This is a genomic window from Agrobacterium sp. MCAB5, from assembly GCF_052114365.1.
GTDB lineage: Bacteria > Pseudomonadota > Alphaproteobacteria > Rhizobiales > Rhizobiaceae > Agrobacterium > Agrobacterium tumefaciens.
In genome coordinates this window covers 186,636-212,838 of the sequence record NZ_JBFREP010000003.1, presented here as the reverse complement: position 1 = coordinate 212,838, position 26,203 = coordinate 186,636, and the positions used below count along the sequence as shown (strand labels likewise).

The window sequence follows — 26,203 nt, the reverse complement described above, 5'->3', positions numbered from 1 at the left end:
GTTCATGCTCCTTGAACGGTTTACCGCCGGACCGGCACCTGCTGTTCGATGAGACCGAAACAGCGGGCAATTATGGCGGTGAGAATGAGATAGAAGACGGTGACGACGATCAGCGGCTCATAGACGAGCAGCGTGTCCTGCCGCACCTTATAGGCCACGGCATAGAGGTCCATCACCGTCACGGTAAAGGCAAGCGGCGTGGCTTTGAGCTGCATCACCACCTCGCCCGCAATTGTCGGCAGCGCGATGCGGATGGCGCGCGGCAGCCAGATGCGGCGAATAAGGGTGAAACGGCCCATGCCGAAAGCCCGGCCCGCCTCCAGCTCACCCTTTGGCACAGCCAGCAACGCGCCGCGCAGAACCTCGGCCTCATAGGCCGCGTAATTCAGTGTGAAGCTGACGGCGGCGAAAAAGAAGCCCTCGCGCAGCACCGGCCACATGAAACTCTGACGTAAGCCGGGGATCATCGGCAGAAACGAGCCGACGCCATAATAGAGCAGCCAGAGCTGGATCAGAAGCGGTGTGCCGCGAAAGAAGGTGCAATAGGCGCGCGCCAGAATTTTTGTCACCCGCCCGCCGCTAACCTGCGCGAAGGCAAGCCCGATAGCGAGAAGAAAACCAATGCTGACGGAGATGACGAGCAGCGCAAGCGTTTGCCAGGCACCGGACAGAAGCAGCGGCCAATATTTGGCGATCCATGAAAAATCCATGCAGCTTCCCCTTTATGCCAACGCCGGCTGGCCGCGCCGCACACGGCGCTCCAGCAGCGAAAAGACGAGGTTGGAAACCAGCGTAATGGCAAGGTAAAGGAGGGCTGCGGCAAGAAAGAACAGGAAATATTGCTTGGTGCTGGCCCCCGCCAGCCGTGTCGCAAGCGCCAGTTCCTGATAACCGACAACCGCCACCAGCGCGCTATCCTTCGTTACCGCAAGCCAGAGATTGGCAAGGCCCGGCAGGGCGTTCGGCAACAGTGCCGGCAAGACCACACGGCGGAAACGCAAGGCCGGCGACATGCCGAAGGCGCGCGCCGCCTCGATCTGCCCGTTCGGAATGGCAAGGATCGCACCGCGCAGCACCTCAGTCATATAGGCACCCTGCACGAAACCCAGAACCGCAACAGCAACAACGAAACCGTTGACTTCCAAAGGCGGCAGGCCTGCCAGTTGTAGCAGCCGGTTCAGGCCATCAGTACCGGCGTAATAAAGCCCGACGATGAGGATCAGTTCGGGAACGGCGCGGATTGCCGTCGTGTAGAGATTGAGCAGAAGGCCAAGCGGCCTGTTGCCGGAGAGCTTGCCAAGTGCACCGGCAAGCCCGATGACGATGCCGATCAGATAGGCACCGGCGGAAATGGCAAGCGTCGACGCCGCACCCTTCAAAAGGGTGCCGCCCCATCCCGGAGGATAGGGTGACAGCAGTTGCAGCGTGGTTTCAAGGCTTGCCATTTATGTGACCGGTCAGGAGAAATTACTTACCGTAGATATCGAAGCTGAAGTATTTCTTGGTGATCTCGTCATACTTCCCGCTGGCGCGAACGGCAGCGAGAGCAGCGTTCAGCTTGTTCTTGAGTTCGGTGTCGTCCTTGCGCAGGCCGCCGGAAACGCCAAGGCCGAGGATTTCCTTGTCATCCGCAACGTTGCCCATGTCGGCGCAGCAATCCTTGCCGGCATCGCTCTTCACGAAGGCATCGAGAACGAGCGAGTCGCCGAACACATAGTCGATACGGCCGGCTGCGAGATCCTGAAACGCCTCGTCCAGCGTCTGATAGGTCTTTTCGTCTGCGACAGCAGCGAAATATTTCTTGTAATATTCGGACTGGATGGTCGCGACCTGAATACCGATGGTCTTGCCCTTGACGTCTTCCGGCGCCGCACCCGGCTTGCCATCCTTGGCGCCGATCAGCTTGCTCGGCGTGTTGTAATATTTGTTGGTGAAATCGATGACCTTCTCGCGCTCTTCCGTGTTGGACATGGACGACCAGATAACATCGAACTTCTTCGTCTGCAGCGCCGGGATGAGGCCATCCCAGGAAAGCTCGACGATCGAGCATTTTTCCTTCATTTCCGCGCAGACGGCGTCCATGAGATCGATTTCCCAGCCCTGCCACTTGCCGCTGGCATCCTTGGCGAAGAAAGGCGGGTAGGATTCGTTCATGATGCCGAAGCGGACATCGGCGCTGGCGGTGAAGGCGGAAACCGCAAATGCCGTTCCGGCAAGCAGCGTGGCGAAGAATTTCATTTAAAGTCTCTCCTGTTAAAACAAACGGCGAAGCGAAACGGCCATCACGCCAGCGCGCCGGTAAATTCCCTGCAACGGGCGCTTACGGGATTGCCGAACACCTGCGCCGGTGGCCCCGCTTCTTCCACACGGCCCTGATGCAGAAACATCACCTCGCTGGAAACATCGCGCGCAAAGCGCATCTCGTGAGTAACGAGCAGCATGGTGCGGCCTTCCTCGGCCAGATCGCGGATGACCTTCAGCACCTCGCCCACAAGTTCCGGATCGAGCGCCGAGGTGGGTTCGTCGAACAGCATCACCGCCGGCTCCACGCAGAGCGCGCGCGCAATCGCGGCGCGCTGCTGCTGCCCGCCGGAGAGGAACGCCGGATAGGCATTTTTCTTGTCGTAAAGGCCAACCTTGTTCAGCAGGGCTTCGGCCTTTTCCACCGCCTCCTGCCGCTTGACGCCGAGAACGTGAACAGGCGCTTCGATGACATTTTCCAGAACGGTGCGGTGGGCCCAGAGATTGAAATTCTGGAACACCATGCCAAGCCCTGTCCGCAGCTTTTCCACTTGCCGCCAGCTTTTCGGCACAGCCTTGCCGTCCCCGCCAATCTTCATGGCGATCTCCTCGCCATTGACGATGACCCGGCCGCGATCCGGCGTTTCGAGAAAGTTGATGCAGCGCAGGAAGGTACTCTTGCCGGAACCGGACGAGCCGATGATCGATATCACATCGCCTTTGTGGGCCTTCAGCGAAACGCCCTTCAAAACTTCGTGTGTGCCGAAGCTCTTGTGGATGTCATCCGCTTCGAGCGCACAGGCGCCTGTATCTGCCATTTATTGACCTTGCCGATCCGGTTCATTGCGTGTCGAGCAAAATGCGGAGCGGTTTTGCGACAGGACATGCATAACAACAAAGACTTAAGCCACGCATGTTTAGCGAAACCCGCTGCAAACGCGCGCAATATCAGGCTCTTTTACACATTTGAAACGAAAAATCATTTCAAAATATCATCCGCAAGCAACGATCTGCGCGATTTGCCCCTGATGCGCCTCGCCACGCTGGCCGCGTTACTGCCAGTCAGGGCCAATTGCGGTTCCGCCTGCGCCTCATCCTCGACAAGGCTGGCATTTGCCTGCAAACGCAGGCCCATCACGGCAACGACGAGGAAAAACCAGACGAAACCGGTACTGAGGAAGAACATCGTTTCCAGAAAGCCGTAGAGCAGGACATAAAGCCAGACGCCGACATAGAGCTTCGTCAGCGGGCTTTTGCGCGTGGCCTCATCCATCTTGCCGAGATCGCGAAGCGGCATCAGACAAATCCACGTCAGCACCAGAATAAGACCTGGCACGCCGCCGCCAAGCACAAGGTCGAAATAGCCATTGTGGGAATCCGGCGCCGTCGTTGCCCAGGTATTGTTCTCGGTGAAGCTCGTCATCAGGGTGTCGCTGCGCCAGAAGGCCTGGTAGCCGTATCCGACGATCGGGCTTTGGCGGATATAATCTATCGAGACGGTCCAGATATCGGTTCTGCCGGTGAAACTGGCGTCGATCCCCAGTTTCGTCAGCATCTGTGAAAAGACCGGATCAACGGTCGTGCCGACGATCACCACGGCGAAGGTTCCCAGAAGCACGGTCACAACAGCGTAACGCCATCTGGGCCAGCCCACGATGAACCAGCCCGTGGCGATGATAATCGGCATCAGGCCGAGCGCGGTCTTGCCACCCGACTTGACGAGAAAGATCAACGACAGCAACAGAACCGCGAGGCCGCCGATAAGGGACCAGCGCTTGCACAGATAAATCCCGACGATCATCAGCACCGCCATGATCGAGGCTGCCTCGTTCTTGTGACGGAAGACCCCGCGCCAGTTGCCTGCAAGGAGCGGCTCCAGCGCATCGCTTGCCTGATGGATCGACCGCGACGGCAGGACAGCAACGCCGAAATAACAGAGGAACAGGATGATCAGCACGCATGTGGCAAGCAGCGTGGTGAAATGCCGCTCGGTGCGCGGCAATTGCAGGAAGCAGCTGGCGAGCACGCAGATGATGGCGCACATGGCAAGCCGCCGCAGCGAAAACACCGGCGCGCCGCCCACCACCGAGGTGAAGATATACCAGCCGAAGATCGCGAGCATCAGCAAACGCGGCGTAAAGACGATCGAAGACGACCGCTCCTTTGCCATGAACGCCACGAAACTGATGAGCAGGATGATCGCGGTGAGCTGGTTGAGGAGGTTGGACCCGGCCGCCATGGCGGACCCCAGATAGGTCGAGGAAAGCGAGATATAGGGCGAGAAGCCGACCGTGAAATAAAAGAACGTCACATAAAACAGTGCATTCCGCCAGGCGACACTCGCCTGCTCATCATGCGCTGCATCCATCAGGTAATTTTCTCTACCTTTTTCCATACGTTCTCACATCGTACCCGATGCTTCGTCTCGGTAAAATGAATATCCCGTCAAAACCCTATTTTTTAGTTATCCATAATACACGGAGGAATAGTAATTCCATCATATAGGAATGAAACCCGGAAAAATGAAACGGAACCTGATTTTCGAAGTCAACATATGGATAAGGGTAGAATCTTGACCATATCAAACTTCATCTGTCAAATTTAAGTTGCTGATTTCCCTATTATTGGCTAGACATACGCCCTTGTTAAGGTTGCTTATATCTATTTTAAGACAGAGATATTTCGCTACGTTAAGAATATACTGGGGTGATGATCCGAAATTCTGTTTAACGTATATTAACAACTCTGGATATATCTTTGGCTTGTTGATTTCATAAACGCGTAAATAGCTGGAAACCGACGGTGGACGTTCCGATACACACCAATATGGACGATAGCAACAACGAAGGGGCGACACAACGCCCGGTTCAGCCAGCTGCGCCCGGCGTTCGACCCATGCGCAGGGACGATCTTCCGGCTGTCGAGGTTGTGCTCAACAGCGCGTTCAAAAAGACCGGGCTTGATAGAAACTTCGACTTCGGCGCTTACGTCGAAACATTGTTTTTCAGCAGTCCTGTGTTTGATCCCGAATATGGCAGCGTTGTCTACGATGCTGGGGAGAGCGGGGTTACCAGCGTTATCCTTGCCGTCCCCATGCGGTTTGTTGCGAACGGAAAACCCATTACCGCAAGGTTGTTATGTGCTTTCGCGTCGAAAGGAAAACTCGGCGCACTCGGCGCCGCGCGCCTGTCCCGCGGCATGCGCGCGACGAAACACGATATGCTGTTTTCGGACACGGCCTCCCCCGTCAGCGCCGATCATTGGCTTGCGATCGGCGGCAGCATGTTGCCGATGGAAAGCCTGCAATGGCACAAGGCGCTCAAGCCTTTCAGCGCGATTGCCCTGCGCATGCCGCGCCGTTCGCAAGTAGTCAAATCCAGGCCCGGACTTATGGCGCTTGGATTTGTGGACCGTATCCTGCGATCGTGGAAAAAGGGCATAAGGCCCAATGAAGTTGCCGGCACCACGGTCAGACCGGTGGATTTCGAGACGTTCCGACGCAACGCGCTGACAATGATCGAGCGTTTTTCCGTCCGCCCGGAATGGTCCCACGAGGAATTCCACTGGCTGATCGAAATGAGTAAAACCAACGGCACCCTTGGTGAATTGAGCAGCCTGGCGATCGAAAATGCCGAAGGCCGCATCATCGGCGCTGCCCTGTTTTTCGGACAGGCGGGACGGACCGCCTATGTGCTGAACCTCGTCTGCGATGCCGGTCGCGAAAACGACGTGCTCGGTGCGCTGTTCCGCCATTTCGATGATGAGAACTATGCCCATGTCACCGGCATGTCGCAACCATTTCTCATGAACGCGCTCTACCGTCAGAACCACGTGACCTTCCATCATCGCGGTTATTTCTGCATGGCCACCCGGGATGAAGCCCTCCGGGATCGGGCGCTTGCCGGCGATATCTATATTGGCGGGCTAAGCTCGGAAAGCTGGAGCAAGCTCATCACAGATTTCTAAGGCACTTGCGCCGGTTGTGAAGAAAATGCCGAGCCTTCTATGCCCCAGTGAAGCGCTGGACATTCGCTGAAATCAGGTGACGCAGCGCCTTCGCGTAACGTTTGGAGCGCGTCTTGGCCGCAAGGGCGCTCGACCAGTCCACCATCGATCCGTTGATATCGAAATCTCCGAGCTGGCCTTCGGGAACGTCACCCTTTTCGATGCGCTCGACGATGGAGCCCAGCGCCGCGTAAAACTCGGGCGAGCGATAGGGCGGATGCAGCGAATACATGCCCTTGCCCGTGCCGAGAAAATCAAGCCGGTATACGCCGATGCGCATCATATTGTCGCTCAGCACCTCTTCGGCAGGCATTGAGACCGGTTGCTGATTATAGGCATAGGAGCGGATGCGCCGTTTGACGTCGGGTCTCAGCAGTTCGAGCGAGCCGATACGCTTGGCGAAACGGTCCATGTCGATCATGAACAGGCGGGTGGAAACGGTGGCGAACCGCCATGTGGGAACGCGGCTCGGCAGCTTGCGCGGTTCGGGAATGTTCTTCACCCCCGGCATGCCGACATGGCGGGAGATATCGAGATCGCCGCGCACGGTGGGCGGCCCGGAAAACGGCGTGATGCAGAGCGCGTCCGGGTTGGCCTTCTGCAGCGCAATGGCTTCGTTGAACCAGCTCTGGCTGCCGCCGCCAAACATCATGTCGCTGTCCATATGCAGCACATAACGGGCGTTGGCACGTTTCAACCCGTGGAAATAAACATGGAAAGGCCCGCCGTCGAAAGCCTTGGCGGGATAAGGAACCGGCGAGCGCGAAAAGAACGTCTCCGCCACCGCACTGCGCGCCGCATCGCTATAGTCGGCAATATCCACATGCAGATGCGGATAGTTGGCCTGCATTTCCTCCAGCATGTCAAACAGGCGTTTGCTGGCGGCCTCGAAACCGTTGCCTTTGTAGCGGCCGGCTCCAACCTGGCCGGTATCCACCGTCAGGAGAATGCGGTCCACCTGCCCGCCCCAGACCCGCAGCTGATGCGGAACGGTCAGGGCCGCATGCGGTGCGTCGAAGGGATGCAGATTGATTTGCAGCGCCTTTTGTACGGGAGGAAGCGGCATTTCAGCAGTCATAATTATGCACCACGGTTCCGGAATTCATTGATGACGGCCATCATGGGTTTTTCGTTGAAGCTCCAGTCGAGCGGCAGCGGCCGGTTCGCGGTGCCATCCCGGCGGGGATAGGCCCAGCGGATCCAGGTATATTGGTCCGAAATGCCCCATGTGGTGATGGAGGAAAGCGGGCCGCCTTCGCACGCCGCTTCGAGAAAATCGCGGACCTGACCGTTTATCAGCATGTCGCGCTCGGCTTCCGGGGCGGGAAGCGTCTGGTCCATCGCATCCAGTTCGGTCACTAGAACGGCGAGACCATAACTGCGCATTTCCTTGGTAAAGGCGGCAAGCTCGTCTTTCGCAATGGGCCAGCCACCCCGCAGATGCCCCTGCAGGCCGATAGCGTTGATCGGAGCGCCTTTCTCGAGCAACTCGAGAATGAGATTGCGGAAGGCCGCGCGCTTGGCCGGCGATTTCTCGACCGCAAATTCCACATCATATTCGTTGAGGACGAGCTGGGCCTTCGGATCGACGGAATGGGCGATGTCAAAGGCCTTTTTGATGGCGTCCGGGCCTGCGCCATAATACCAGGCGTCGCGGCGCGAGCGCACATTGCCGGGCACGTCGGGGATAGGCTCATTGACCACATCCCAGCTGTGTATCACGTCCTTGTACCGTTCCATCACCTTGACGATGTGGGTTTCCATCAACTTCTCGACCTTCGCGCCGCTACCGATGCTGGCAAGCCAGGGCGCGTTGGAAGCGTACCAGATAAGCGGATGACCATGCATGGTGAGTTTGTTCTGGCGCGCGAAGTTCGCAAGCGCATCGGCAGCGGCAAAATCGAACACCTCTGCCGAAGGCCGCATAACCTCCCATTTCATCTCTGTGACTGGGGTGATGCGCGAGCAATATTTGACCACCGCTTCGCCGATGCGGCTATCGGCGGTAAGGTCCGGCAGATAGATGGCCGCACCGTAAGGGGCAATCTTTGTCGACGTTTTCCTGGTCGCGGCAACGCCTTGCCCGGCCATGGCATGCAACAGGCCCGCGCTTGCAGCACCACCCAGAAAATTCCGCCGCCCGATCCGCATTCGCCCGCCTCCACAACCCCGGCGCATCGGCCTGAAAATCGAAAGCGATTTTCGAAAGGGACGATGCGCATATCACAACTGTCAGAACGTCATTGATGCGTCCCAATGGCCGCACGACGCTCTAATTCTCAAAACATAACATCTTGATCATGCCAAAAGGATATTAAAGATTTGCAAGGTTAACTGACGCTATACCACGTCACAATTGGCGCAAGCCGGCTTAATCCGGTAGTAACTTCAGTGTGAGAATTGTTGACCCGCCCCTGATGGAGTAAAAATATTGGTTTCCGTCTCGATTGTCATTCCCGTTCGCAACGGCGAGCGTTACATCGTGGAAGCGATCGAAAGCGTGTTGTCTCAGGGGAAAACCGTTTGCGAAGTGCTCGTCGTCGATGACGGCTCCACCGACACAACGGCGCAAAAGGTGCAAAGTTTCGCCGATCCCCGCGTAAAACTGCTGGCCCGGCCGCAGGGACGGCAGGGCGTTTCCGCCGTACGTAATTTCGGCCTGTCGCAGGCGCGCGGTGAATGGACGATGTTTCTCGATGCCGACGACCGCGTGAAGCCAGGCGCGATCGCCGCCCTATGCGCCGGCATCTCCGGACCGGATGTCGTTGCCGTCTACGGCGATTATGAGCGCATTGATGAGAATGGCGCCAAGATCGGACGGCGCAACCTCATCAGACGGCGGGAAAAACCTGATGGTTTCATCCTCCAGCCGCTTTTGGGCGGAAACTTCATCGTCAATGGCGGCATCATGCTGGTTAAAACCCGCATCTTTCAGGATTTTGGCGGTTTCGACGAGACATTGCGTTATGCGGAAGACTGGTATGGCTGGTGCCGGCTGGCTGCCTCCGGCCGTTTCGCCTATCTGCCCGGCCGCCACGTGCTGGATTACCGGGTGCACCGGACAAGCGTGATGATGAACCGCCTTCTGACCTTCCGGGATTGCGAACCGGCGATCGAAGCGGTGTTTTCCGATCCCGCCATCGTCGCCGCCATTGCGCCGCAGGAATTGCGCCGGCTTCGCCGCAAATCCGAAAATCACATGAATGCCTATACCGTGGCGCAGGCCTTTCGCGCCCGGCGCTATCGCGAGGCCTTTTCGGCGCTTGCCGATACATTTGTCAATCGCCCGCGCCAAAGCCTGCGCGCCGTCGTGTTTTCCGCCGCAGCCCTTGCCGGAATTTAGGAGTGTCCATGTCCGAAATCATGCCGGAAGCGGTGGTGTGCATTCCGAGTTTCCGCAGGCCTGCAGGTTTGCAGAAGACGCTGAACTCGCTGGCAGCCCAGAAGGTCGATTTCCCCTTCGCCATCGTCGTCGTTGATAATGACGGGGTGGGCCAGGCGGGGCTGGCCGTCGCGCGCGCTTTTCTTGCCGAGAGCGGAATGATGGGCCAGACGCTGGTCGAGCCGACGCAGGGCAATTGTTACGCCATCAACACGGCATTCCGCACGGCGCGGCAGAGCTATCCATCCGCGCAGTGGTTTCTGATGATCGATGACGACGAAGCGGCCTCGCCCGTCTGGCTCGCTGAAATGGTCTCTGCCGCAAAATCCTTCGGCGTCGATATCGTCGGCGGGCCGGTCGATCGCGAATTCGATGCGCCCGCACCCAAGGCGGTTCTGGCACACCCGCTGTTCGGTTCCATCGAGGCACCCACCGGCGTAGTCGAACAAATCCATGGGTCTGGCAATTGCCTGATCTCGAGGCGGGTTTTCGAAACGCTGGAAAAGCCGGAATTCGATGTACGGTTCAACTTCCTCGGCGGCGGCGACATGGATTTCTTCACCCGTTGCCGAAAGGCGGGTTTCAAATTCGCCTGGAACGCTCAAGCTCTCATCATCGAATATGTGCCGGAAAACCGCATGGCGCCGCGCTGGATCATGGAGCGCTCGCTCCGAACCGGGATCATCAATTACAGCATCGACCGCGCCCGACGCCCCGGCCTGAAGGGCGGGCTGCTGCTTGCCGCCAAAAACGTCATCAGCCTGTGCCTGTCACTGGTCCGCGCCGTTTCCGCATTCCTGAAAACCGGTGCGCTGCTGCCCGCCACGCATCCACCGCTGATGTCCATCGGCCGCGTCATGGCGAGCCTCGGTATTACGCTCACGCCCTATAAGGCACCGGCGAAAAAGGCCTGAACACGGGCTCGTCCGGCAGTTAATCTCAGCTTTTCAGCTCAGGGTTTTTTCCCTGCGCAAAGAGATCCCATTCACATGCCGTTTCTGGGAAGCGAATGACGAAAAAACGGCTGCAAGAATGAGAAGCGGCACAAGAACCGGCCAGAAGAAACAAAGGATGATACCGGTCACCCGGTAAAAGTCCCAATCCTTGTCGCGGCGGGCGCCTTCTATATAGGTCATGGCAAGAGAAGTAACGGTGCCAATCCCATATACGAAAAGAGAAATGGACGTAATTACCATCGCTGTCCTCAATATATTTCTGATTCGAATAAATATGTAATATCCGCTCAGTGTACCGCCGTTACGCCCACTTGCAACGATTTTCGGCGGAAAGACACCTCCACCCCGATACGTTAGAGCGACCTCATATAGCGCGACTCCATATGATGATTGCATGCGCCGGCAGATGCCGCTCACATGATATCGATCCTGAACCGGCCGGACGGTCAGGGGCTATTCCGTAAAGAATCAATGAGAATGCGCAGATTTCAGACCTTGCCGGCCCCGAACCCGTAGCGGTGCTTCAGCAGCGAATATATGGCGATGGGATTGGTCAGCAGGTAGCGCTTGCCGAGACGCCTCGGCTCAAGCATGGCCCTGTAGAGCCATTCGAGCCCCATATCCTGCATCCATTGTGGCGCCCTGCTGTTCTTGCCCGCGAGAAAATCGAACAGACCGCCGCAGGTCTTGATCACCGCAATGTCGGAAAGCCTGTCGAGATTGCGCGCGACGAAACGTTGCTCCAGCGGTATGCCGAAGCCCACCCAGAGAATATCGGTCTGCGATGCGACGATATCGGCAAGGATCGCCTCCTCGTCTCCGGGTCTGAAATAACCATTGCGCCGACCGGCAAAAACAAGCCGTGGATAGAGCTTTTGCATTTCCTCGACTGCCGCGCGGTTCACCTCTTCGGAACCGCCGAGAAAATAGAACCGCGTGCCGGTCGCCTCAGCCCTCCGGGCCACCGCATGAACGAGATCCGTCGTCGCCACACGTTCCCGCAGCGCTCTTACGCAGAACTGGCGGGAAAAGATCACCAGCGACATGCCGTCGGCATGAATCTGGTCCGCCTGCCGCAGCAGGGCTTCGAATTCCTTGTCTTGGTGACAGAGTGCGATGACCTGACCGTTCGCCGATGTCGAATAGAACGGCTTTGCGCCGGCCGCGCGTTCACGTTCCGCCCGCAGGATAAAATCCTCCGCCGTCTCTTCGATGGTCGCATCGGTGATGGGCAAAGCCGCAAGCGGAACAACCGGCCAGTGTGTGCCAGGCCCTTCCGCATGCGGGACATCTCTCCCTGTCATATTCTGTCCGGTGTCCAAGATAGGCATCGTTTCACTGTTATATTCACGCATAGGATTAAGGTATAAGGCTTCAAACACTACGAATAACTATCATTAATATTCTTATAAATCTGACGCTTGAATCAAACAATTATACGCCCGGGGGTTGAGTGACCACCCAAACCTCTCCTCCCCCTATTCCGGTTTTGCGGTTGATGGGTTAAGGGACGACGAAACCACACCATAGAAAAGGTCCCGGCCATGGAAACCATATCGATCGACAACCGCGGCGATTTCGGCCTTTGGGCCATCGAACGGGCAAAAGAAATCGTCGCCAACGAGGCGTCCGATCTTGCCGTTTCGGTCCGTGACGGCGACGAGACAGGCATTCGCGATGCGGGTAATGCGCTTGGTGCCGCCATCGCCGCCGCCCTGCTCGAGGTCTATGACGGCCTGATGTCCGAGGAGTAATCGGCGGTCGCAGCCCTCAGGCGTAGCGTTCCGCGTGGTCTGTCCGGCGCAGAAAACCCAAAAGCCCCAGTGCGATGGCAATTCCGAGACCAAGGAACAGACCGCCCACGCCACCGGCGATCAGGAAGATCAGCTTGCCGGGCGGCCAGCTTCTGGAATTGGGCGCTACTGGCTGCGAAATCACCCGCACATTGGTGGAATCGATTGTCTGTTGCTCGGCGATCTGGCGTGATCGGTTGAGATAGGTCTCGTAGATCGCGGCAGCTGAGTTGGCGTCTCGCTCCAGATCGCGCAGCCGCACCTGCGCCTCATTGTCGGTGAAGACGTTGGCGCGTTCCGCAACCGCCTTCAGCCGCAGGGCATCAAGCGAGGAGCGGGCCTCGGCGACATTGGTCTTGGCCGCCAGCAAAATCCGCTGCGCCTCATCCGCAATGCCGCGTTCCAGCATGTCGCGTTCCGCCCCGGCAGTCGCCAGACGCGGATGGCGGGCGCCATAGGTCAGCGTCATCGCCCCAATCTGCTGCTGCAAGGTGCTGTATTGCGCACGAATGGTGTTCATGGTCTGGCTGTCGAAGATCGCGTCGCTCTGGGTGCGGTTCTGGGCAATCGCCGCCTGCATCTGCTTGAGGCGCGACTCCTCCTGAATGACGCGCTGCTGCGCGGCAAGAACCTGCGCATTCAGCTCGCCGGACGCCAGATTGCTGACCAGCTGGCCGTTATTCTCCTGCAGGCCGTTTTCGCGGCGGAAGTCGGCGACGCGCTTTTCGGCAACCGTCACGTTCTGGCGCATTTCCTCAAGCCGCTTCTTGAGATCATCGACAATACGCAGGCTGCTGTCGGAGGTCGTCTGGAACAACTCGCTTTCGAAAGCCTTCACCATCGCCTTCGAGACTGTCACGGATTTGTCCGGATCATTGGTCCAGACCGCAAGCGTCACCACGAAGGAACGCGGATCCCGTTCCGCCGCAACCCGTTCGCCCAGCGAACGAAGCGCGCCGACCTTGTTGTCACCATCTTCCGGCTTGGGTGAAAAAAATGCTTTCAGCCGCGCAAGAGGCGGTGGGGATATGAATTCCGGGTCCTCATCCAGTTTCAGCTCGTCCACCACCCGCGCCAGCACGTTGCGCGACGTGACGGTGCGCAGCTTGCTCTCCACTTCGAGAATCTGGGTGTCGCGCTGCTGGTTGGGCGAAAACACCCCGTCATTGACGACATTCAGGTTGGAGGGATTGACGACGATATCCGTATAGGCGGTGTAACGCGGCGGCGTCATATAGGCATAGGCGAGTGCAGCGGCGACGCAGAGAATGATCGCAAGCACAATCCAGACGATCCCGGCACGCAGCCAGCCGAGTACCTCGTCCACACCGATCCGGTCGATATATTTCAGGCCCGGCAGCGTGGCCGCGAAACTGTTGCTTGGCGAGGCCGGCCTTGTGGGCTTTTCAGCCGGAGCGGGTTCGGCAACGGCAGCCGCCGGCTTCGGCTCAAGATGCTCTTTCAGCACCGTGCGCTCGAAAACCTCATCCTCATCCACCAGATCGTCCAGCAGGGAACCGTGGGGTCTGGCGGCGGGCGCCGCTTTTTCATCCAGCGGACGTGCCTGCTTATGTCCCGCCTTTTGAAGCCTGTACATCAGCCAATCCAACTTGAACGAACCACAAAAAAGGCCTGCAACAGATGGTTTTCATCGTCGCCAGAACCACTATTAACCGGCAAGTCTAGATATAACGGGTGAATTTTAGGTTACCCGCATCATCCCCGCCATCATCACCTATTCGCCGCGTCCATGAAAGAGATGATTGACTTGAATGGATCGATACGGTTCTTTCTGGCGTTATATTTTTGTATTATCCATTTGAACCTCAAAGATTTTATCGAAACGGAGTTTGGCATGAGCCTGAAATTTGGAACGAGCGGCCTTCGCGGCCTGTCTGTCGATCTGAAAGGAAAGGCCTCGGCCGTCTACGCAACGGCATTTGCAAGGCACCTTCTCACATCGGGTCAGGCAAAGGCGGGCGACCCCATTCTCGTGGCCCGCGATTTCCGCGATTCGAGCCCGAATGTTTCCGCAACCTGTATCGCCGCGCTGAAAAAAGCCGGCCTCACACCGCTCGATTGCGGCACCGTGCCGACACCGGCACTGGCGCTTTACGGACTTTCCCTCAAGGCCGGCGCGCTGATGATAACCGGTTCGCATATTCCGGCCGACCGCAACGGCATCAAATTCTACCGCCCGGACGGCGAAATCGACAAACAGGACGAAACGGCGATCGCCGCACTCGCAGCCGAAGTCGAGGCTGAAGGGATTAACGACGAGGCCGCAACGGCGGACGACCATTCCGCAATTGCAGCCGAGCTCTTTTATGAGCGCAATGCCGCACTCCTGCCGGAAAAGGCGCTTTTGGGCCTGAAAATCGGCGTTTACCAGCACAGCACGGTGGCGCGCGATCTCTTCGTCGACGTTCTCGCCCACTATGGCGCCGAAGTCGTGTCGCTCGGCCGTTCCGAGACCTTCATTCCGGTCGATACCGAGGCGGTCTCCCCTGAAACGCTGGAGCTTCTCAAAAAATGGGCGCCGGAACACGGCCTCGATGCCATCGTTTCCGCCGATGGTGACGGCGACCGGCCCCTGCTTGCCGATGAAAACGGCGTGCCGCTGCGCGGCGACCTGATCGGATTGATCACGGCGAATTTTCTCGATGCCGGCGTGGTCGTCACCCCCGTCACCTCCAATTCCGGCATTGAGGCGAGCGGTTCGTTCAAGGTCATCCGCACCAGGGTCGGTTCGCCTTTCGTGATCGCCGGCATGGCACAGGCCCTTGCCGAAGGAAACAACGGCGTCATGGGTTTCGAGGCCAATGGCGGCCTTCTGACAGCCTCCACCTTCACATTGAACGGCAAACCGCTATCGCCCCTGCCGACGCGGGACAGCTTTCTGCCCATACTCGCCGTATTGCTTCTCTCCGCCGAGCAGAAAAAGCCGCTATCGCAGATTGCCGCCGCCTATAACCTGCCGGTCGCGGCTGCGGATCGTCTGGAAAACTTCGCACAGGAAAAGAGCGCTGCCCTGATGACGCATCTGCGCGCCTCGCGGGATAATCTCGAAACCTTCCTCGCCCCCGTGGGCACGGTCAAGGCGCTGAGCGACATTGACGGCCTGCGCGTGGCGCTCACAGACGGCAGCACCATCCATTTCCGCCCTTCCGGCAATGCTCCGGAAATGCGCTGCTACGTCGAGGCCGCCAATCAGGACGAAGCCGAAACGCTGCTAAGCAAGGGCCTCGATCTCATCCGCAACTTTGGATGAGTGGATGGCGCTGAACGCTTGAAGCGGACGGCTACCATGAATGTCCCAGTGTCGCAAATGTCGCATCCCGTCTTTGCCTGTTGCTCTTCCCGCTCCGGAAAGCGATAAGGGCCGCAGGGTTCAAGGAGGCGGGATGTGAGCGGCGAGACCATTACCCTTTATGAAGCGATCGGCGGCGATGCCACAGTCAGAGCACTGACCCGGCGCTTCTACGAATTGATGGACACCCTGCCAGAGGCGGCGCATTGCCGCGCCATCCATCCAGCCGATCTTTCCGGCAGCGAAAGCAAGTTCTACGATTATCTGACCGGATATCTTGGCGGACCGCCGGTCTATGTCGAAAAACACGGCCACCCGATGTTGCGCAGGCGTCATTTCGTGGCCCCTATCGGACCCGCCGAGCGGGACGAATGGCTGCTCTGCTTTCGCCGCGCGATGGACGAGACCATCGAGAACGCAAAGCTCCGGGACATCATCTGGGGACCGGTGGAACGGCTGGCCTTTCACATGCAAAATCAGGAAGCGAATAACTCATGACGACGGAAAGATTGCGCGCCTTGATTTTGCTGCTGGGCAGCCTTTTGGGTGCTGCCGGCGTCATGCTTGCCGCCGCCGCCACCCATACCGGCGAAACCTATATGCTTGGCAACGCCTCGACCATGGCGCTCGCCCATGCGCCAGTGCTTGTTGCACTGCATATCGGCGCGGACCGCATCAGAACCGCCATTCCGGCAGGGCTGATTCTTGGCTTCGGCACGGCGGTTTTTGTTGGTGATCTCGTCACCAGACATTTTTCCGGTCACAGCCTGTTTCCCTACGCGGCCCCCTTGGGTGGCCTCGGCATGATCGCGGGATGGCTGGTGCTTTGCGCCGGTGCATTTTTGAAGCCGAGGGGCTAAATCGGCATCAACGCCGTTTCCAGCGAAACGACAGGATGTTGCCGCCACGTTGAGCCGCGTCACCAATCTCGAAGAACGGTTTTTCGCCCGGCTGGCGGGTGCGCAGATAGGGAAAAGCCAGCACATTGCCGCCGTCAGCTGCAGCGCGGTTGCGCCGCTCGCGTTCGCCGACGACTTCATACATCTCCGTCAGGGCCGGATCGGCGCCCTGCTCGGCCATCTTGTGCAGCTCCACGCGGCAGGCCTCAGCCACCGCCTGCTCTGCATCCCTGAAATTATTGCGCTCGTCGCTCATCGTTTAAGGTCCGTTCATTCATCGTCTGCAGCGCTCGCTCCAGACTGGATTTGCTGCCATTGCGCAGCGGAATGAACGTCTTGCCGAATTTCTTGCAACCGGACTTCACCCGCAGACACGCATCGTGGCTGATACAGTCGATCGGGCAGAAAACGCAGTCGACGGACGGAAGAACAGTGTCGATACGCGAGACCGCCTCACGCAATCCGCCATCGTGATGGATAAGCTCGGCGCCGAAATTGCTGGCGATCTGGCGAAGATGGGCAACCTGACAGTCACGGCCGCCAACATAAAGAAAGCTCTTCGGACCGGAAAGCTGCTGTTCGGCCACATCCTTTTCAGGTTGAGGCGCGCCCTTGCCCTGCTTGCCGCCGCGTTCGGCTTTCTTCTTTTCCTTGCGTGCCATTCCCTCACCTGCCGGTTGATTTTTTCATGCCCCGACGTTCGGGATGCCGGCACCATAATAAAGATGAGTTTTGGAGTAAAGTATAAAGGTGATAATTTTCCTCATGTTTTGACATAAAGAATCGATCACATATTCGCGATAACCTCACCAGATCAGTTGTTGATCTTCAATCCACCCATGAAAAGCTGCTCCAGGTGCCGGGCTGCATCCTCAAACCGGCCTTCACCACCGTTCTTGTCGCCCAGCACTGCCCGCACCTGCACGTCGAAATCCGCATAGTGCTGCGTGGTCGACCAGATAGAGAAAATCAGGTGATAGGGATCGCATTTCGCCATCCGCCCGGCCTTGATCCAGACGCGGATTACCTCCGCCTTTTCATCCACCAGTTGCTTCAGCGGACCCTTCAGCTCATCCTCGATATGTGGCGCGCCCTGCAGGATTTCATTGGCAAACAGGCGGCTCTCGCGCGGAAAATCGCGCGACATTTCCAGCTTGCGGCGAATATAGGAGCGGATTTCGCTTTCAGGATTGCCCTCGGCATCAAAAGCCCTGAGCGGATCCAGCCAGGTATCCAGCACCCGCTCGATCAACGCGCGATGCATCGCCTCCTTGGTGCGGAAATAATAAAGTACGTTCGGTTTCGACATGCCGGCGGCCTCGGCAATCTGGTCGATGGTGGAACCGCGAAAGCCGTTGGTGGAAAACACACTCAGCGCGGCCTCAAGAATCGCTTCCTGCTTTTCTTCCTGAATGCGGGTCCGCTTCTGTGTTTTCGCTGCGCGCGGTATGGCCATACTCTGCTCTCTGTGTTTCTTTTCGATGCAATTGCCGCTACAGTATGCTTAAAAAATAATCGCCGCGTACAGTTTAGGCAAAATTAGTGCGATTCGTCACGAAAATCCCTTGCTGACGTCATGGCGAATTTGCAATGTTTACCAGCCGGTCAATTTATCCACCATCACCATCACAAGGCAATGGCTGTTATCTTAACCGGCAAAAACGGGAACGGCACAAGCTTTGCTTCGATAAAAACAAAACAGGTGAGGACGACACTTCATGGCAGCGGGTAAGAACTTGACGGTCAATGGCGACCGTCTGTGGGACAGTCTGATGGACATGGCGAAAATCGGCCCCGGCATTGCCGGCGGCAATAATCGCCGCACGCTGACGGATGAAGATGCTGAAGGCCGCAGCCTGTTCAAGAGCTGGTGCGAAGCGGCCGGCCTCACGATGGGCGTCGACAAGATGGGCACGATGTTCGCCACCCGCCCCGGCGAGGACCCGGATGCACTGCCGGTCTATATCGGCAGCCATCTCGACACCCAGCCGACCGGCGGCAAGTTCGATGGCGTTCTCGGCGTGCTGGCTGGACTGGAAGTCGTGCGAAGCCTGAACGATCTCAACATAAAGACGAAACACCCTGTTGTCGTCACCAACTGGTCCAACGAGGAAGGCGCGCGCTTTGCTCCGGCCATGCTGGCTTCCGGCGTCTTCGCCGGCATTCACGATCTCGATTACGCCTATAGCCGCACCGATACCGACGGCAAGACCTATGGCGACGAGCTGAAGCGCATCGGCTGGCTGGGTGAGGAAGAGGTGGGCGCCCGCAAGATGCACGCCTATTTCGAATATCATATCGAACAGGGGCCTATCCTCGAGGCGGAAGGCAAGCAGATCGGCGTCGTTACCCATGGTCAGGGCCTGTGGTGGCTGGAAGTGACGCTGACAGGCAAGGAAGCGCATACCGGCTCGACGCCGATGGCCATGCGCGTCAATGCCGGCCTCGCCGCCGCCCGCATCCTCGAAAAGGTGCAGGAAGTGGCGATGGCCCACCAGCCGGGCGCCGTCGCCGGCGTCGGCCAGATGATCTTCACGCCCAATTCCCGCAATGTGCTGCCCGGCAAGGTGGTTTTCACCATCGACCTCAGAACCCCCTCGCAGGCAAAACTCGACAACATGCGCGCCATTTTCGAACGCGAGGTGCCCGTTATCGCCGAAGAACTCGGCGTCGGCTGCTCAATCGAGGCCATCGGCCATTTCGATCCCGTCACGTTCGATCCGGTGCTGGTGGGCCGCGTGCGCGCTGCTGCCGAAAAGCTGGGCTACAGCCATATGGACATCATTTCCGGCGCTGGCCATGATGCTTGCTGGACGGCAAGGGTTGCCCCCTCCACCATGATCTTCTGCCCCTGCGTGGACGGTCTTTCCCACAATGAAGCCGAAGACATCTCCTCCGAATGGGCCGCCGCGGGCTGCGACGTGCTGCTGCATGCGGTGCTGGAAACTGCGGAGATCGTGGGATAACGATGGACCTGGGCACCATAATCGCAGGAATGACTCTTCTGTCAGGCGTTCTGGCGTTCTTCTACAAGAAGGATGGCGCGGTAGACAAAGTTGGTGGCGTGGGCGTTCTACTGATTATGCTCATTATAGTAACCGGTAGCGTCAACATCTTCATCAGCCGGGAATCGGCCTATCAGGCAGATCAGGCGAAGAGGGAGACGGAAACGCTCAAAACTGAAAACCGACGAGCGCAAACCACCATTCAGCTACAGTATCTGGATATAGAAAAGCCTTTTGACGGCGGACATATCTCCTTCTCGGTCTTCGAGAAAAGCGAAGACTTTCCTGACAGGCAAGCGCACCCACTCGGAGAGCAAAACCTGATCATATTCCGTAACCCGGCGAATGATGGACCAATCGGCAAACTATGGTTGGACGCGGCAGACATGGGGTTTACGAGCGCGGAACTGGTAAAGGAGAAAGGCAGAATAAAAGTCACGCAGGAAGGCTCAAAGCGAGGAACATTCGCCTACGACCTCGAAGAAGGAAACCACTGCGCGATGGCCGGAGAATGCCCGAAACAGTTCGGGCGGGACGATTATCTCTTCTTTACACAGGAACTGGCCGGGATCGACGGTGATTTTCATATCGGATTGGACATTCCGGACTTCGTCGAGCAACCTGCCCTAATGTCGGTTTCAAAAATTCTGCAAAACCCGGTGATCGGTTATTTCAAGACAAACGTACAGTATAAAATGAACGTTGAAAAATTTGAGAAATATTATTCAGATAATATAAATGGGAAAATCTATCTCACCCAGTCCAACGCCAAAAACTCTTCTCTTGCCGACTGCAAGAGAACAGCCACGCTTCCTATTCGAATCGAGAAAATCGAAAAAACCAAACAGGATATAGATGCGGAGTGCGCAGGATCGGGAACATGCTTCCGGATGGTTCACGATAGCAATTTTACAATAAACGCTTGTCAGATCTCGGAATTCTAGCAGGGAACAGCCCTATGAAGAGCACAGTCATCAAGAACGGCACCATCGTCACCGCCGACCTGACCTACAAGGCCGATGTTAAAATCGAAGGCGGCAAGATCACAGGGATCGGACCCGATCTGACCGGCGGCACAGTGCTCGATGCCACGGGATGTTACGTCATGCCTGGCGGCATCGATCCGCATGTGCATCTGGAAATGCCCTTCATGGGCACATATTCCGCCGATGATTTCGAGAGTGGCACGCGTGCCGCCCTTGCCGGCGGCACGACCATGGTGGTGGATTTTTGTCTGCCCGATCCCGGCCAGTCGCTGCTCGATGCCCTGCAAAGATGGGACAACAAGGCAACGCGCGCCAACTGCGATTATTCCTTCCACATGGCCGTTACTTGGTGGGGCGAGCAGGTCTTCAACGAGATGAAGACTGTGGTTCAGGAAAAGGGCATCAATTCGTTCAAGCACTTCATGGCCTACAAGGGCGCGTTGATGGTGAATGACGACGAGATGTTCGCCTCCTTCTCGCGCTGCGCCGAGCTTGGCGCCATTCCCTTCGTGCATGCGGAAAACGGCGATATCGTTGCGCAGATGCAGGAAAAGCTGATGGCGGAAGGCAATGTCGGCCCGGAAGCGCATGCCTATTCCCGGCCGCCCTCCGTCGAAGGTGAGGCCACCAACCGCGCCATCATCATTGCCGATATGGCCGGTGCGCCGCTTTATGTCGTTCATACATCCTGCGAGCAGGCACATGAAGCCATCCGCCGTGCGCGTCAGAACGGCATGCGCGTTTATGGCGAACCGCTGATCCAGCACCTCATCCTCGACGAAAGCGAATATGCCAATGCCGACTGGGACCATGCTGCCCGCCGGGTCATGTCGCCACCCTTCCGCAACCGCCAGCATCAGGATAGCCTCTGGGCGGGTCTCGCCTCCGGCTCGCTGCAATGCGTGGCGACCGACCATTGCGCCTTCACCACCGACCAGAAACGCTTCGGCCTCGGTGATTTCCGCAAGATCCCCAATGGCACCGGCGGGCTGGAAGATCGCATGCCGCTGCTCTGGACCCATGGCGTGGCGACCGGCCGGCTGACGATGAACGAATTCGTCGCCGTCACCTCCACCAACATTGCGAAAATCCTCAACATCTATCCGAAAAAGGGCGCGATCCTCGTCGGCAGCGATGCCGATCTCGTCGTCTGGGACCCGGCGCGGGAAAAGACCATCCGCGCGGAAAACCAGCAATCGGCCATAGATTACAACGTATTCGAAGGACAGAAGGTGAAGGGCCTACCGCGCTTCACCCTGTCGCGCGGCATCGTCAGCATCGAGGAAAGCACGGTGAAGACGCAGGAAGGTCACGGCACGTTCGTCGCCCGTGATCCCTATCCCGCCGTCAGCAAGGCGCTGTCCACATGGAAAGAGCTCGTCGCGCCACGCAAGGTGGAACGCAGCGGTATACCGGCATCGGGTGTATGACCTTGAGCACCGATCCGAAACGCGAAATCGTCATCGCTGCCGCCGTTCTCCTGAATGCGCGGCGGCAAATGCTTGTCGTGCGCAAGCGCGGCACCACGCAATTCATGCAGCCGGGCGGCAAGATCGATCCGGGTGAAACGCCTGAGCAGGCGCTTCACCGTGAACTTGCCGAGGAAATCGGCCTCACGCTTCCTGAAAATGCCGCGCGATATGAGGGCATCTTTCGGGAGGAGGCCGCCAATGAGACAGGGGCGGAGGTCGTGGCCCACGCCTTCGTCGCCCAACTGAATATCGAAGTTACCCCACAGGCCGAGATAGAGGAGGTGCGCTGGCTCGATCTGGATGCGGCCTCCAATCTGCCGATCGCCAAACTCACGGAAACACGTATGCTGCCGCTGGCACGCGCAGCCCTGACGGAAAGTGGAAACAAGCCACGATGAACCAAGCCTCGTCCTATTCCGTCGTTTCCGCCAGAAATCTTGGCCTCACCTTCGAAACAGGCGATGGCCCGGTGCACGCGCTTTCCAATGTCGATCTGGAAGTGGGCAAGGGCGAGTTCGTCTCCTTCATCGGCCCTTCCGGCTGCGGTAAGACCACGTTCCTGCGGGTGATTGCCGATCTCGAAAAGCACACATCCGGCGATATCACCGTCAATGGCACCACGCCGGAAAACGCCCGCAAGGACCGGTCCTACGGCTATGTCTTTCAGGCCGCCGCACTCTATCCGTGGCGGACGATCGAAAACAACATTGCGCTGCCGCTCGAAATCATGGGCTATACGAAGGCCGAACAGAGGGAGCGCATCGACCGCACGCTCGATCTCGTCAATCTCAGCGGTTTCAGCAAGAAATACCCATGGCAGCTTTCCGGCGGCATGCAGCAGCGCGCCTCCATCGCCCGCGCGCTCGCCTTCGATGCCGACCTGCTGTTGATGGACGAACCCTTCGGCGCGCTGGACGAGATCGTCCGCGACCATCTGAACGAACAGTTGCTGAAACTGTGGGATACGACCGGCAAGACCATCTGCTTCGTCACCCACTCCATCCCGGAAGCCGTTTATCTCTCGACCAAGATCGTCGTGATGTCACCACGGCCCGGCCGGGTAACGGATATCATCGAATCCACGCTGCCAAGGGAAAGGCCGCTCGAGATCAGGGAGACTCCGGAATTTCTGGCAATTGCGCATCGCGTGCGTGAGGGGCTGAAGGCGGGGCATAGCTATGAGGGGTGACGTCATCGCCAGCAATACCCTCCACCCACCGAGGGCGCCGCAATGACCCTCCTCCGCCACCGCGTCCTCCCCATCCTCACCGTCCTCCTCGCCATCCTCATCGTCTGGCACCTTTCCGTCATCTACCTCAACATGCCCTTCGTCCGCGATCAGGCAAACCGCGCCGGCCAGACGCCGAGCTTCATGGAGCTTCTGCCGCAAACCTTCGCACAGGAGCGCCCGGTTCTCCCCGCCCCGCACCAGATCATCGCGGAACTGTGGGACACCACCGTCAACAAGGCGATCACCTCCAAGCGCAGCCTCGTTTATCACGCGGGCGTCACGCTTTCGGCCACGCTCCTCGGTTTCGCCATCGGCGCGGTGCTCGGCATCCTGCTTGCCGTCGCCATCATCCACAATCGGGCCATGGACCGCTCGGTCATGCCGTGGATCATCGCCAGCCAGACCATCCCCATCCTTGCCGTCGCGCCGATGATCATCGTCGTCCTGAATTCCATCGGCATTTCCGGGCTGTTGCCCAAGGCGCTGATTTCCACCTATCTCTCGTTCTTCCCGATTGTCGTCGGCATGGTGAAGGGCCTCAGAAGCCCCGAAACCATCCAGCTGGACCTGATGCACACCTATAATGCCTCGCCCGCACAAATCTTCTGGAAGCTGCGCTGGCCGTCTGCCCTGCCCTATCTCTTCACCTCGCTGAAGATCGCCATCGCGATTGCGCTGGTCGGGGCCATCGTCGGCGAATTGCCGACGGGCGCTGTCGCAGGCCTCGGTGCGCGTCTGCTCTCCGGCTCCTATTACGGCCAGACGGTGCAGATATGGGCAGCGCTGTTCATGGCCGCCGGTGTGGCCGCCATTCTGGTCTCGATCATCGGCATCGCTCACGCAGCCGTCCTCAAGAGAATGGGAGCGCGGCCATGACAAATCCCGTCTGGTTTATTGGCGCAATCCTGTTCTGGCTTGCCGCCTGGGCCTGCAACGAATGGCTGGTGCGCCACACCTTCGCATCACAGTCGGCAAAGCGAATGAGCCGCATGGCCGTACCGCTTCTCTTCGGGCTGGCCATTCTCGCGCTTTGGGAAGGTGTGGTGCGGGGATTCTCCGTCCCGCCCATCCTGCTGCCTGCCCCGAGCGCCATCCTCGCCCGGCTTCTCGGCTCGCTACCCATCCTCTGGGCGGATTTCCGCCAGACCTTCCTCAAATCGGTGCTGACGGGTTATGTGCTCGGCTGCGGCCTAGGTTTCCTCGTCGCCATCCTCATCGACCGCTCGCCTTTTCTGCAACGCGGGCTTCTGCCCATCGGCAATTTCGTCTCCGCCCTGCCGGTCGTCGGCATCGCTCCCATCATGGTCATGTGGTTCGGTTTCGACTGGCAGTCGAAAGTGGCTGTCGTCGTCATCATGACGTTTTTCCCGATGCTGGTGAATACGGTTCAAGGGCTTGCCGCCTCCAGCCACATGGAACGCGACCTGATGCGCACCTATGCTGCAGGCTGGGGGCAGACATTGCTGAAGCTGCGCCTGCCCGCCGCCTGGCCCTTCATCTTCAACGCCCTGAAGATCAATTCCACGCTAGCGCTGATCGGCGCCATCGTCGCGGAATTCTTCGGCACGCCCATCGTCGGCATGGGTTTCCGCATCTCGGCGGAAATGGGCCGCAGCAATGTCGATATGGTCTGGGCAGAAATTGCCGTGGCGGCGCTCGCAGGCTCAGGATTTTACGGTCTGGTGGCGCTCATCGAGCGCGCCGTCACCTTCTGGCATCCGTCCGTCCGTGGGGGACGAACGTAAATAACGAAAAAGGGAACAGCGATGAAAATGAAACTTGCCTCCATTCTTCTTGCCAGCGCGTCACTTCTGAGCGCATTTGAGGCTCAGGCCGCCGACAAGATCACCCTGCAGCTGAAATGGGTCACCCAGGCGCAGTTCGCCGGTTATTACGTCGCCAAGGACAAGGGCTTTTATGAAGCCGAAGGCCTCGATGTCGATATCAAGCCGGGCGGACCGGATATTGCGCCTGCGCAGGTTCTGGCCGGCGGTGGCGCGGATGTGATCGTCGACTGGATGCCATCGGCACTCGCCACCCGCGAAAAGGGCGTGCCGCTCGTCAACATCGCCCAGCCGTTCAAAACGTCAGGCATGATGCTGACCTGCCTCAAGGAAACCGGCATTACCAAGCCGGAAGATTTCAAGGGCAAGACGCTCGGCGTCTGGTTCTTCGGCAATGAATATCCGTTCCTGTCGTGGATGGCGCACCTGAAAATCCCGACCACCGGCGGCGCGGATGGCGTCACCGTCCTCAAGCAGGGTTTCAACGTCGATCCGCTGCTGCAAAAGCAGGCCGCATGCATTTCCACCATGACCTATAATGAATACTGGCAGGTCATTGATGCCGGCATCAAGCCGGAGGAACTCGTCACCTTCAAATATGAGGACGAAGGCGTCGCAACGCTGGAGGACGGGCTCTACGTTCTCGAAGACAAGCTGAAGGACGCCAAGTTCAAGCAAGACATGGTGAAATTCGTCCGCGCTTCCATGAAGGGCTGGAAGTGGGCGGAAGAACACCCTGACGATGCAGCAGGTATCGTTCTTGAAAATGACGCCTCCGGCGCCCAGACCGAAAAGCACCAGAAGCGCATGATGGGCGAAGTCGCCAAGCTGACCGCAGGCTCGAAGGGCGCGCTGGACAAGGCGGATTACGAGCGCACCGTCAAGACGCTGCTCGGCGGCGGTTCCGATCCCGTCATCACCAAGGAGCCGACAGGCGCCTACACCACTGAAATCACTGATGCGGCGCTGAAATAGTCACGTCGAAGCCGAAAACATGGAAACGCGCGGCCATCACCGCGCGTTTTTTTGCGCGCTGGTGACCCGTTTGATGAATTACAACACTCGGCCATATACAAAAATGTATATCAACCCTCGAGGCTATGCGGATTGATTTGTATAGCAACAACAATTAGAGTCCC

27 protein-coding genes and 1 pseudogene are annotated in these 26,203 nt (G+C 58.2%); 15 read left to right on the top strand and 13 right to left on the bottom strand.

Going from position 1 to position 26,203, the window contains the following annotated elements; all coding sequences use genetic code 11:
• Window positions 1–20: 20 nt before the first annotated feature.
• The 5 genes from AB4Z23_RS08760 to uppW all read right to left on the bottom strand — a co-directional run bounded on the left by AB4Z23_RS08760 (window position 21) and on the right by uppW (window position 4,636).
• Window positions 21–710 (bottom strand): ABC transporter permease, encoded by a 690-nt coding sequence (locus tag AB4Z23_RS08760; RefSeq protein WP_013636681.1) that lies wholly within the window; start codon window positions 708–710, stop codon window positions 21–23.
• Between the two features lie 12 nt (window positions 711–722).
• On the bottom strand, window positions 723–1,445 hold the full coding sequence (locus tag AB4Z23_RS08755) for an ABC transporter permease (protein WP_421477346.1): 723 nt from the start codon (window positions 1,443–1,445) through the stop codon (window positions 723–725).
• A gap of 22 nt (window positions 1,446–1,467) precedes the next feature.
• Window positions 1,468–2,238, bottom strand: coding sequence for a transporter substrate-binding domain-containing protein (locus AB4Z23_RS08750; RefSeq protein WP_003513835.1), 771 nt, complete (start codon window positions 2,236–2,238; stop codon window positions 1,468–1,470).
• A gap of 44 nt (window positions 2,239–2,282) precedes the next feature.
• Window positions 2,283–3,059 (bottom strand): ABC transporter ATP-binding protein, encoded by a 777-nt coding sequence (locus tag AB4Z23_RS08745; RefSeq protein WP_065658682.1) that lies wholly within the window; start codon window positions 3,057–3,059, stop codon window positions 2,283–2,285.
• Between the two features lie 161 nt (window positions 3,060–3,220).
• Window positions 3,221–4,636: a Wzy-type polysaccharide biosynthesis protein UppW gene (gene uppW, locus AB4Z23_RS08740; protein ID WP_019565136.1), complete on the bottom strand. Its 1,416-nt coding sequence runs from the start codon at window positions 4,634–4,636 to the stop codon at window positions 3,221–3,223.
• Between the two features lie 500 nt (window positions 4,637–5,136).
• On the opposite strand from uppW, the gene AB4Z23_RS08735 reads away from it, so the two are divergent.
• On the top strand, window positions 5,137–6,207 hold the full coding sequence (locus tag AB4Z23_RS08735) for a hypothetical protein (RefSeq protein ID WP_026330759.1): 1,071 nt from the start codon (window positions 5,137–5,139) through the stop codon (window positions 6,205–6,207).
• A 37-nt stretch (window positions 6,208–6,244) separates the two neighbouring features.
• Here AB4Z23_RS08735 and uppG read toward each other — a convergent pair whose 3' ends face one another.
• Both uppG and uppI read right to left on the bottom strand, forming a co-directional pair.
• Window positions 6,245–7,324, bottom strand: coding sequence for a polysaccharide biosynthesis glycosyltransferase UppG (gene uppG / locus AB4Z23_RS08730; protein ID WP_065702628.1), 1,080 nt, complete (start codon window positions 7,322–7,324; stop codon window positions 6,245–6,247).
• A gap of 2 nt (window positions 7,325–7,326) precedes the next feature.
• The gene (gene uppI, locus AB4Z23_RS08725; RefSeq protein ID WP_025594299.1) at window positions 7,327–8,397 is read right to left on the bottom strand and encodes a polysaccharide biosynthesis UDP-hexose transferase UppI; all 1,071 of its coding nucleotides are present in this window, start codon (window positions 8,395–8,397) and stop codon (window positions 7,327–7,329) included.
• Window positions 8,398–8,677: 280 nt separating this feature from the next.
• On the opposite strand from uppI, the gene uppH reads away from it, so the two are divergent.
• Window positions 8,678–9,589, top strand: a complete 912-nt coding sequence (gene uppH, locus AB4Z23_RS08720) for a polysaccharide biosynthesis endo-1,4-beta-xylanase UppH (RefSeq protein WP_013636689.1) — start codon at window positions 8,678–8,680, stop codon at window positions 9,587–9,589.
• 8 nt (window positions 9,590–9,597) lie between these two features.
• Window positions 9,598–10,542: a polysaccharide biosynthesis UDP-hexose transferase UppJ gene (uppJ, locus tag AB4Z23_RS08715; protein WP_421477348.1), complete on the top strand. Its 945-nt coding sequence runs from the start codon at window positions 9,598–9,600 to the stop codon at window positions 10,540–10,542.
• A 33-nt stretch (window positions 10,543–10,575) separates the two neighbouring features.
• On the opposite strand, the gene AB4Z23_RS08710 is transcribed toward uppJ, so the two are convergent.
• On the bottom strand, window positions 10,576–11,001 hold the full coding sequence (locus AB4Z23_RS08710) for a hypothetical protein (RefSeq protein WP_236742489.1): 426 nt from the start codon (window positions 10,999–11,001) through the stop codon (window positions 10,576–10,578).
• A 71-nt stretch (window positions 11,002–11,072) separates the two neighbouring features.
• Window positions 11,073–11,888 carry a polysaccharide biosynthesis UDP-hexose transferase UppL gene (uppL, locus tag AB4Z23_RS08705; protein WP_035198987.1) on the bottom strand — a complete coding sequence of 272 codons (816 nt, stop codon included), beginning with the start codon at window positions 11,886–11,888 and terminating at the stop codon, window positions 11,073–11,075.
• Window positions 11,889–12,128: 240 nt separating this feature from the next.
• Between uppL and AB4Z23_RS08700 the strand changes: the two genes are divergently transcribed.
• Window positions 12,129–12,338 (top strand): hypothetical protein, encoded by a 210-nt coding sequence (locus tag AB4Z23_RS08700; protein WP_003513853.1) that lies wholly within the window; start codon window positions 12,129–12,131, stop codon window positions 12,336–12,338.
• 16 nt (window positions 12,339–12,354) lie between these two features.
• On the opposite strand, the gene uppM is transcribed toward AB4Z23_RS08700, so the two are convergent.
• Complete coding sequence (gene uppM, locus AB4Z23_RS08695; protein WP_025594305.1) at window positions 12,355–13,974, bottom strand: polysaccharide biosynthesis protein UppM; 1,620 nt, start codon at window positions 13,972–13,974, stop codon at window positions 12,355–12,357.
• 258 nt (window positions 13,975–14,232) lie between these two features.
• On the opposite strand from uppM, the gene uppO reads away from it, so the two are divergent.
• The 3 genes from uppO (at window position 14,233) to AB4Z23_RS08680 (ending at window position 16,547) form a co-directional block, all read left to right on the top strand.
• Window positions 14,233–15,648: a polysaccharide biosynthesis phosphomannomutase UppO gene (gene uppO / locus AB4Z23_RS08690; RefSeq protein ID WP_421477350.1), complete on the top strand. Its 1,416-nt coding sequence runs from the start codon at window positions 14,233–14,235 to the stop codon at window positions 15,646–15,648.
• A 135-nt stretch (window positions 15,649–15,783) separates the two neighbouring features.
• Window positions 15,784–16,185 (top strand): group II truncated hemoglobin, encoded by a 402-nt coding sequence (locus tag AB4Z23_RS08685; RefSeq protein ID WP_441360060.1) that lies wholly within the window; start codon window positions 15,784–15,786, stop codon window positions 16,183–16,185.
• Entirely contained in the window at window positions 16,182–16,547 is a 366-nt protein-coding gene (locus AB4Z23_RS08680) for a DUF423 domain-containing protein (RefSeq protein WP_019565130.1), read from the top strand. The genes AB4Z23_RS08685 and AB4Z23_RS08680 overlap by 4 nt, the downstream gene beginning before the upstream one ends.
• A 7-nt stretch (window positions 16,548–16,554) precedes the next feature.
• On the opposite strand, the gene AB4Z23_RS08675 is transcribed toward AB4Z23_RS08680, so the two are convergent.
• The 3 genes and pseudogenes from AB4Z23_RS08675 to AB4Z23_RS08665 all read right to left on the bottom strand — a co-directional run bounded on the left by AB4Z23_RS08675 (window position 16,555) and on the right by AB4Z23_RS08665 (window position 18,042).
• Window positions 16,555–16,842 (bottom strand): hypothetical protein, encoded by a 288-nt coding sequence (locus AB4Z23_RS08675; protein WP_421477354.1) that lies wholly within the window; start codon window positions 16,840–16,842, stop codon window positions 16,555–16,557.
• Window positions 16,823–17,146 (bottom strand): annotated as a pseudogene (locus AB4Z23_RS08670) (DUF2325 domain-containing protein); the annotation flags it as partial. The pseudogene AB4Z23_RS08670 and the gene AB4Z23_RS08675, both read right to left, overlap by 20 nt.
• A 254-nt stretch (window positions 17,147–17,400) precedes the next feature.
• On the bottom strand, window positions 17,401–18,042 hold the full coding sequence (locus AB4Z23_RS08665) for a TetR family transcriptional regulator C-terminal domain-containing protein (protein ID WP_003513869.1): 642 nt from the start codon (window positions 18,040–18,042) through the stop codon (window positions 17,401–17,403).
• 262 nt (window positions 18,043–18,304) lie between these two features.
• Here AB4Z23_RS08665 and AB4Z23_RS08660 point away from each other — a divergent pair, with 262 nt between their 5' ends.
• Genes AB4Z23_RS08660 through AB4Z23_RS08625 form a run of 8 tightly spaced genes read left to right on the top strand, consistent with a single transcriptional unit; the run spans window position 18,305 to window position 26,039 of the window.
• Window positions 18,305–19,552, top strand: coding sequence for a Zn-dependent hydrolase (locus AB4Z23_RS08660; RefSeq protein WP_065687530.1), 1,248 nt, complete (start codon window positions 18,305–18,307; stop codon window positions 19,550–19,552).
• 2 nt (window positions 19,553–19,554) lie between these two features.
• Window positions 19,555–20,535, top strand: a complete 981-nt coding sequence (locus AB4Z23_RS08655) for a hypothetical protein (protein WP_065687529.1) — start codon at window positions 19,555–19,557, stop codon at window positions 20,533–20,535.
• Between the two features lie 14 nt (window positions 20,536–20,549).
• Entirely contained in the window at window positions 20,550–22,007 is a 1,458-nt protein-coding gene (gene hydA, locus AB4Z23_RS08650; protein ID WP_441360059.1) for a dihydropyrimidinase, read from the top strand.
• Window positions 22,004–22,447, top strand: a complete 444-nt coding sequence (locus AB4Z23_RS08645) for an NUDIX hydrolase (protein WP_162632995.1) — start codon at window positions 22,004–22,006, stop codon at window positions 22,445–22,447. The genes hydA and AB4Z23_RS08645 overlap by 4 nt, the downstream gene beginning before the upstream one ends.
• Entirely contained in the window at window positions 22,444–23,238 is a 795-nt protein-coding gene (locus tag AB4Z23_RS08640; protein WP_013636702.1) for an ABC transporter ATP-binding protein, read from the top strand. The genes AB4Z23_RS08645 and AB4Z23_RS08640 overlap by 4 nt, the downstream gene beginning before the upstream one ends.
• Before the next feature lie 42 nt (window positions 23,239–23,280).
• Complete coding sequence (locus tag AB4Z23_RS08635; RefSeq protein WP_038491990.1) at window positions 23,281–24,156, top strand: ABC transporter permease; 876 nt, start codon at window positions 23,281–23,283, stop codon at window positions 24,154–24,156.
• On the top strand, window positions 24,153–25,025 hold the full coding sequence (locus tag AB4Z23_RS08630; protein ID WP_065658678.1) for an ABC transporter permease: 873 nt from the start codon (window positions 24,153–24,155) through the stop codon (window positions 25,023–25,025). Before AB4Z23_RS08635 ends, AB4Z23_RS08630 begins: the two co-directional genes overlap by 4 nt.
• A 21-nt stretch (window positions 25,026–25,046) precedes the next feature.
• Window positions 25,047–26,039, top strand: coding sequence for an ABC transporter substrate-binding protein (locus tag AB4Z23_RS08625; protein ID WP_421477357.1), 993 nt, complete (start codon window positions 25,047–25,049; stop codon window positions 26,037–26,039).
• Window positions 26,040–26,203 lie beyond the last annotated feature (164 nt).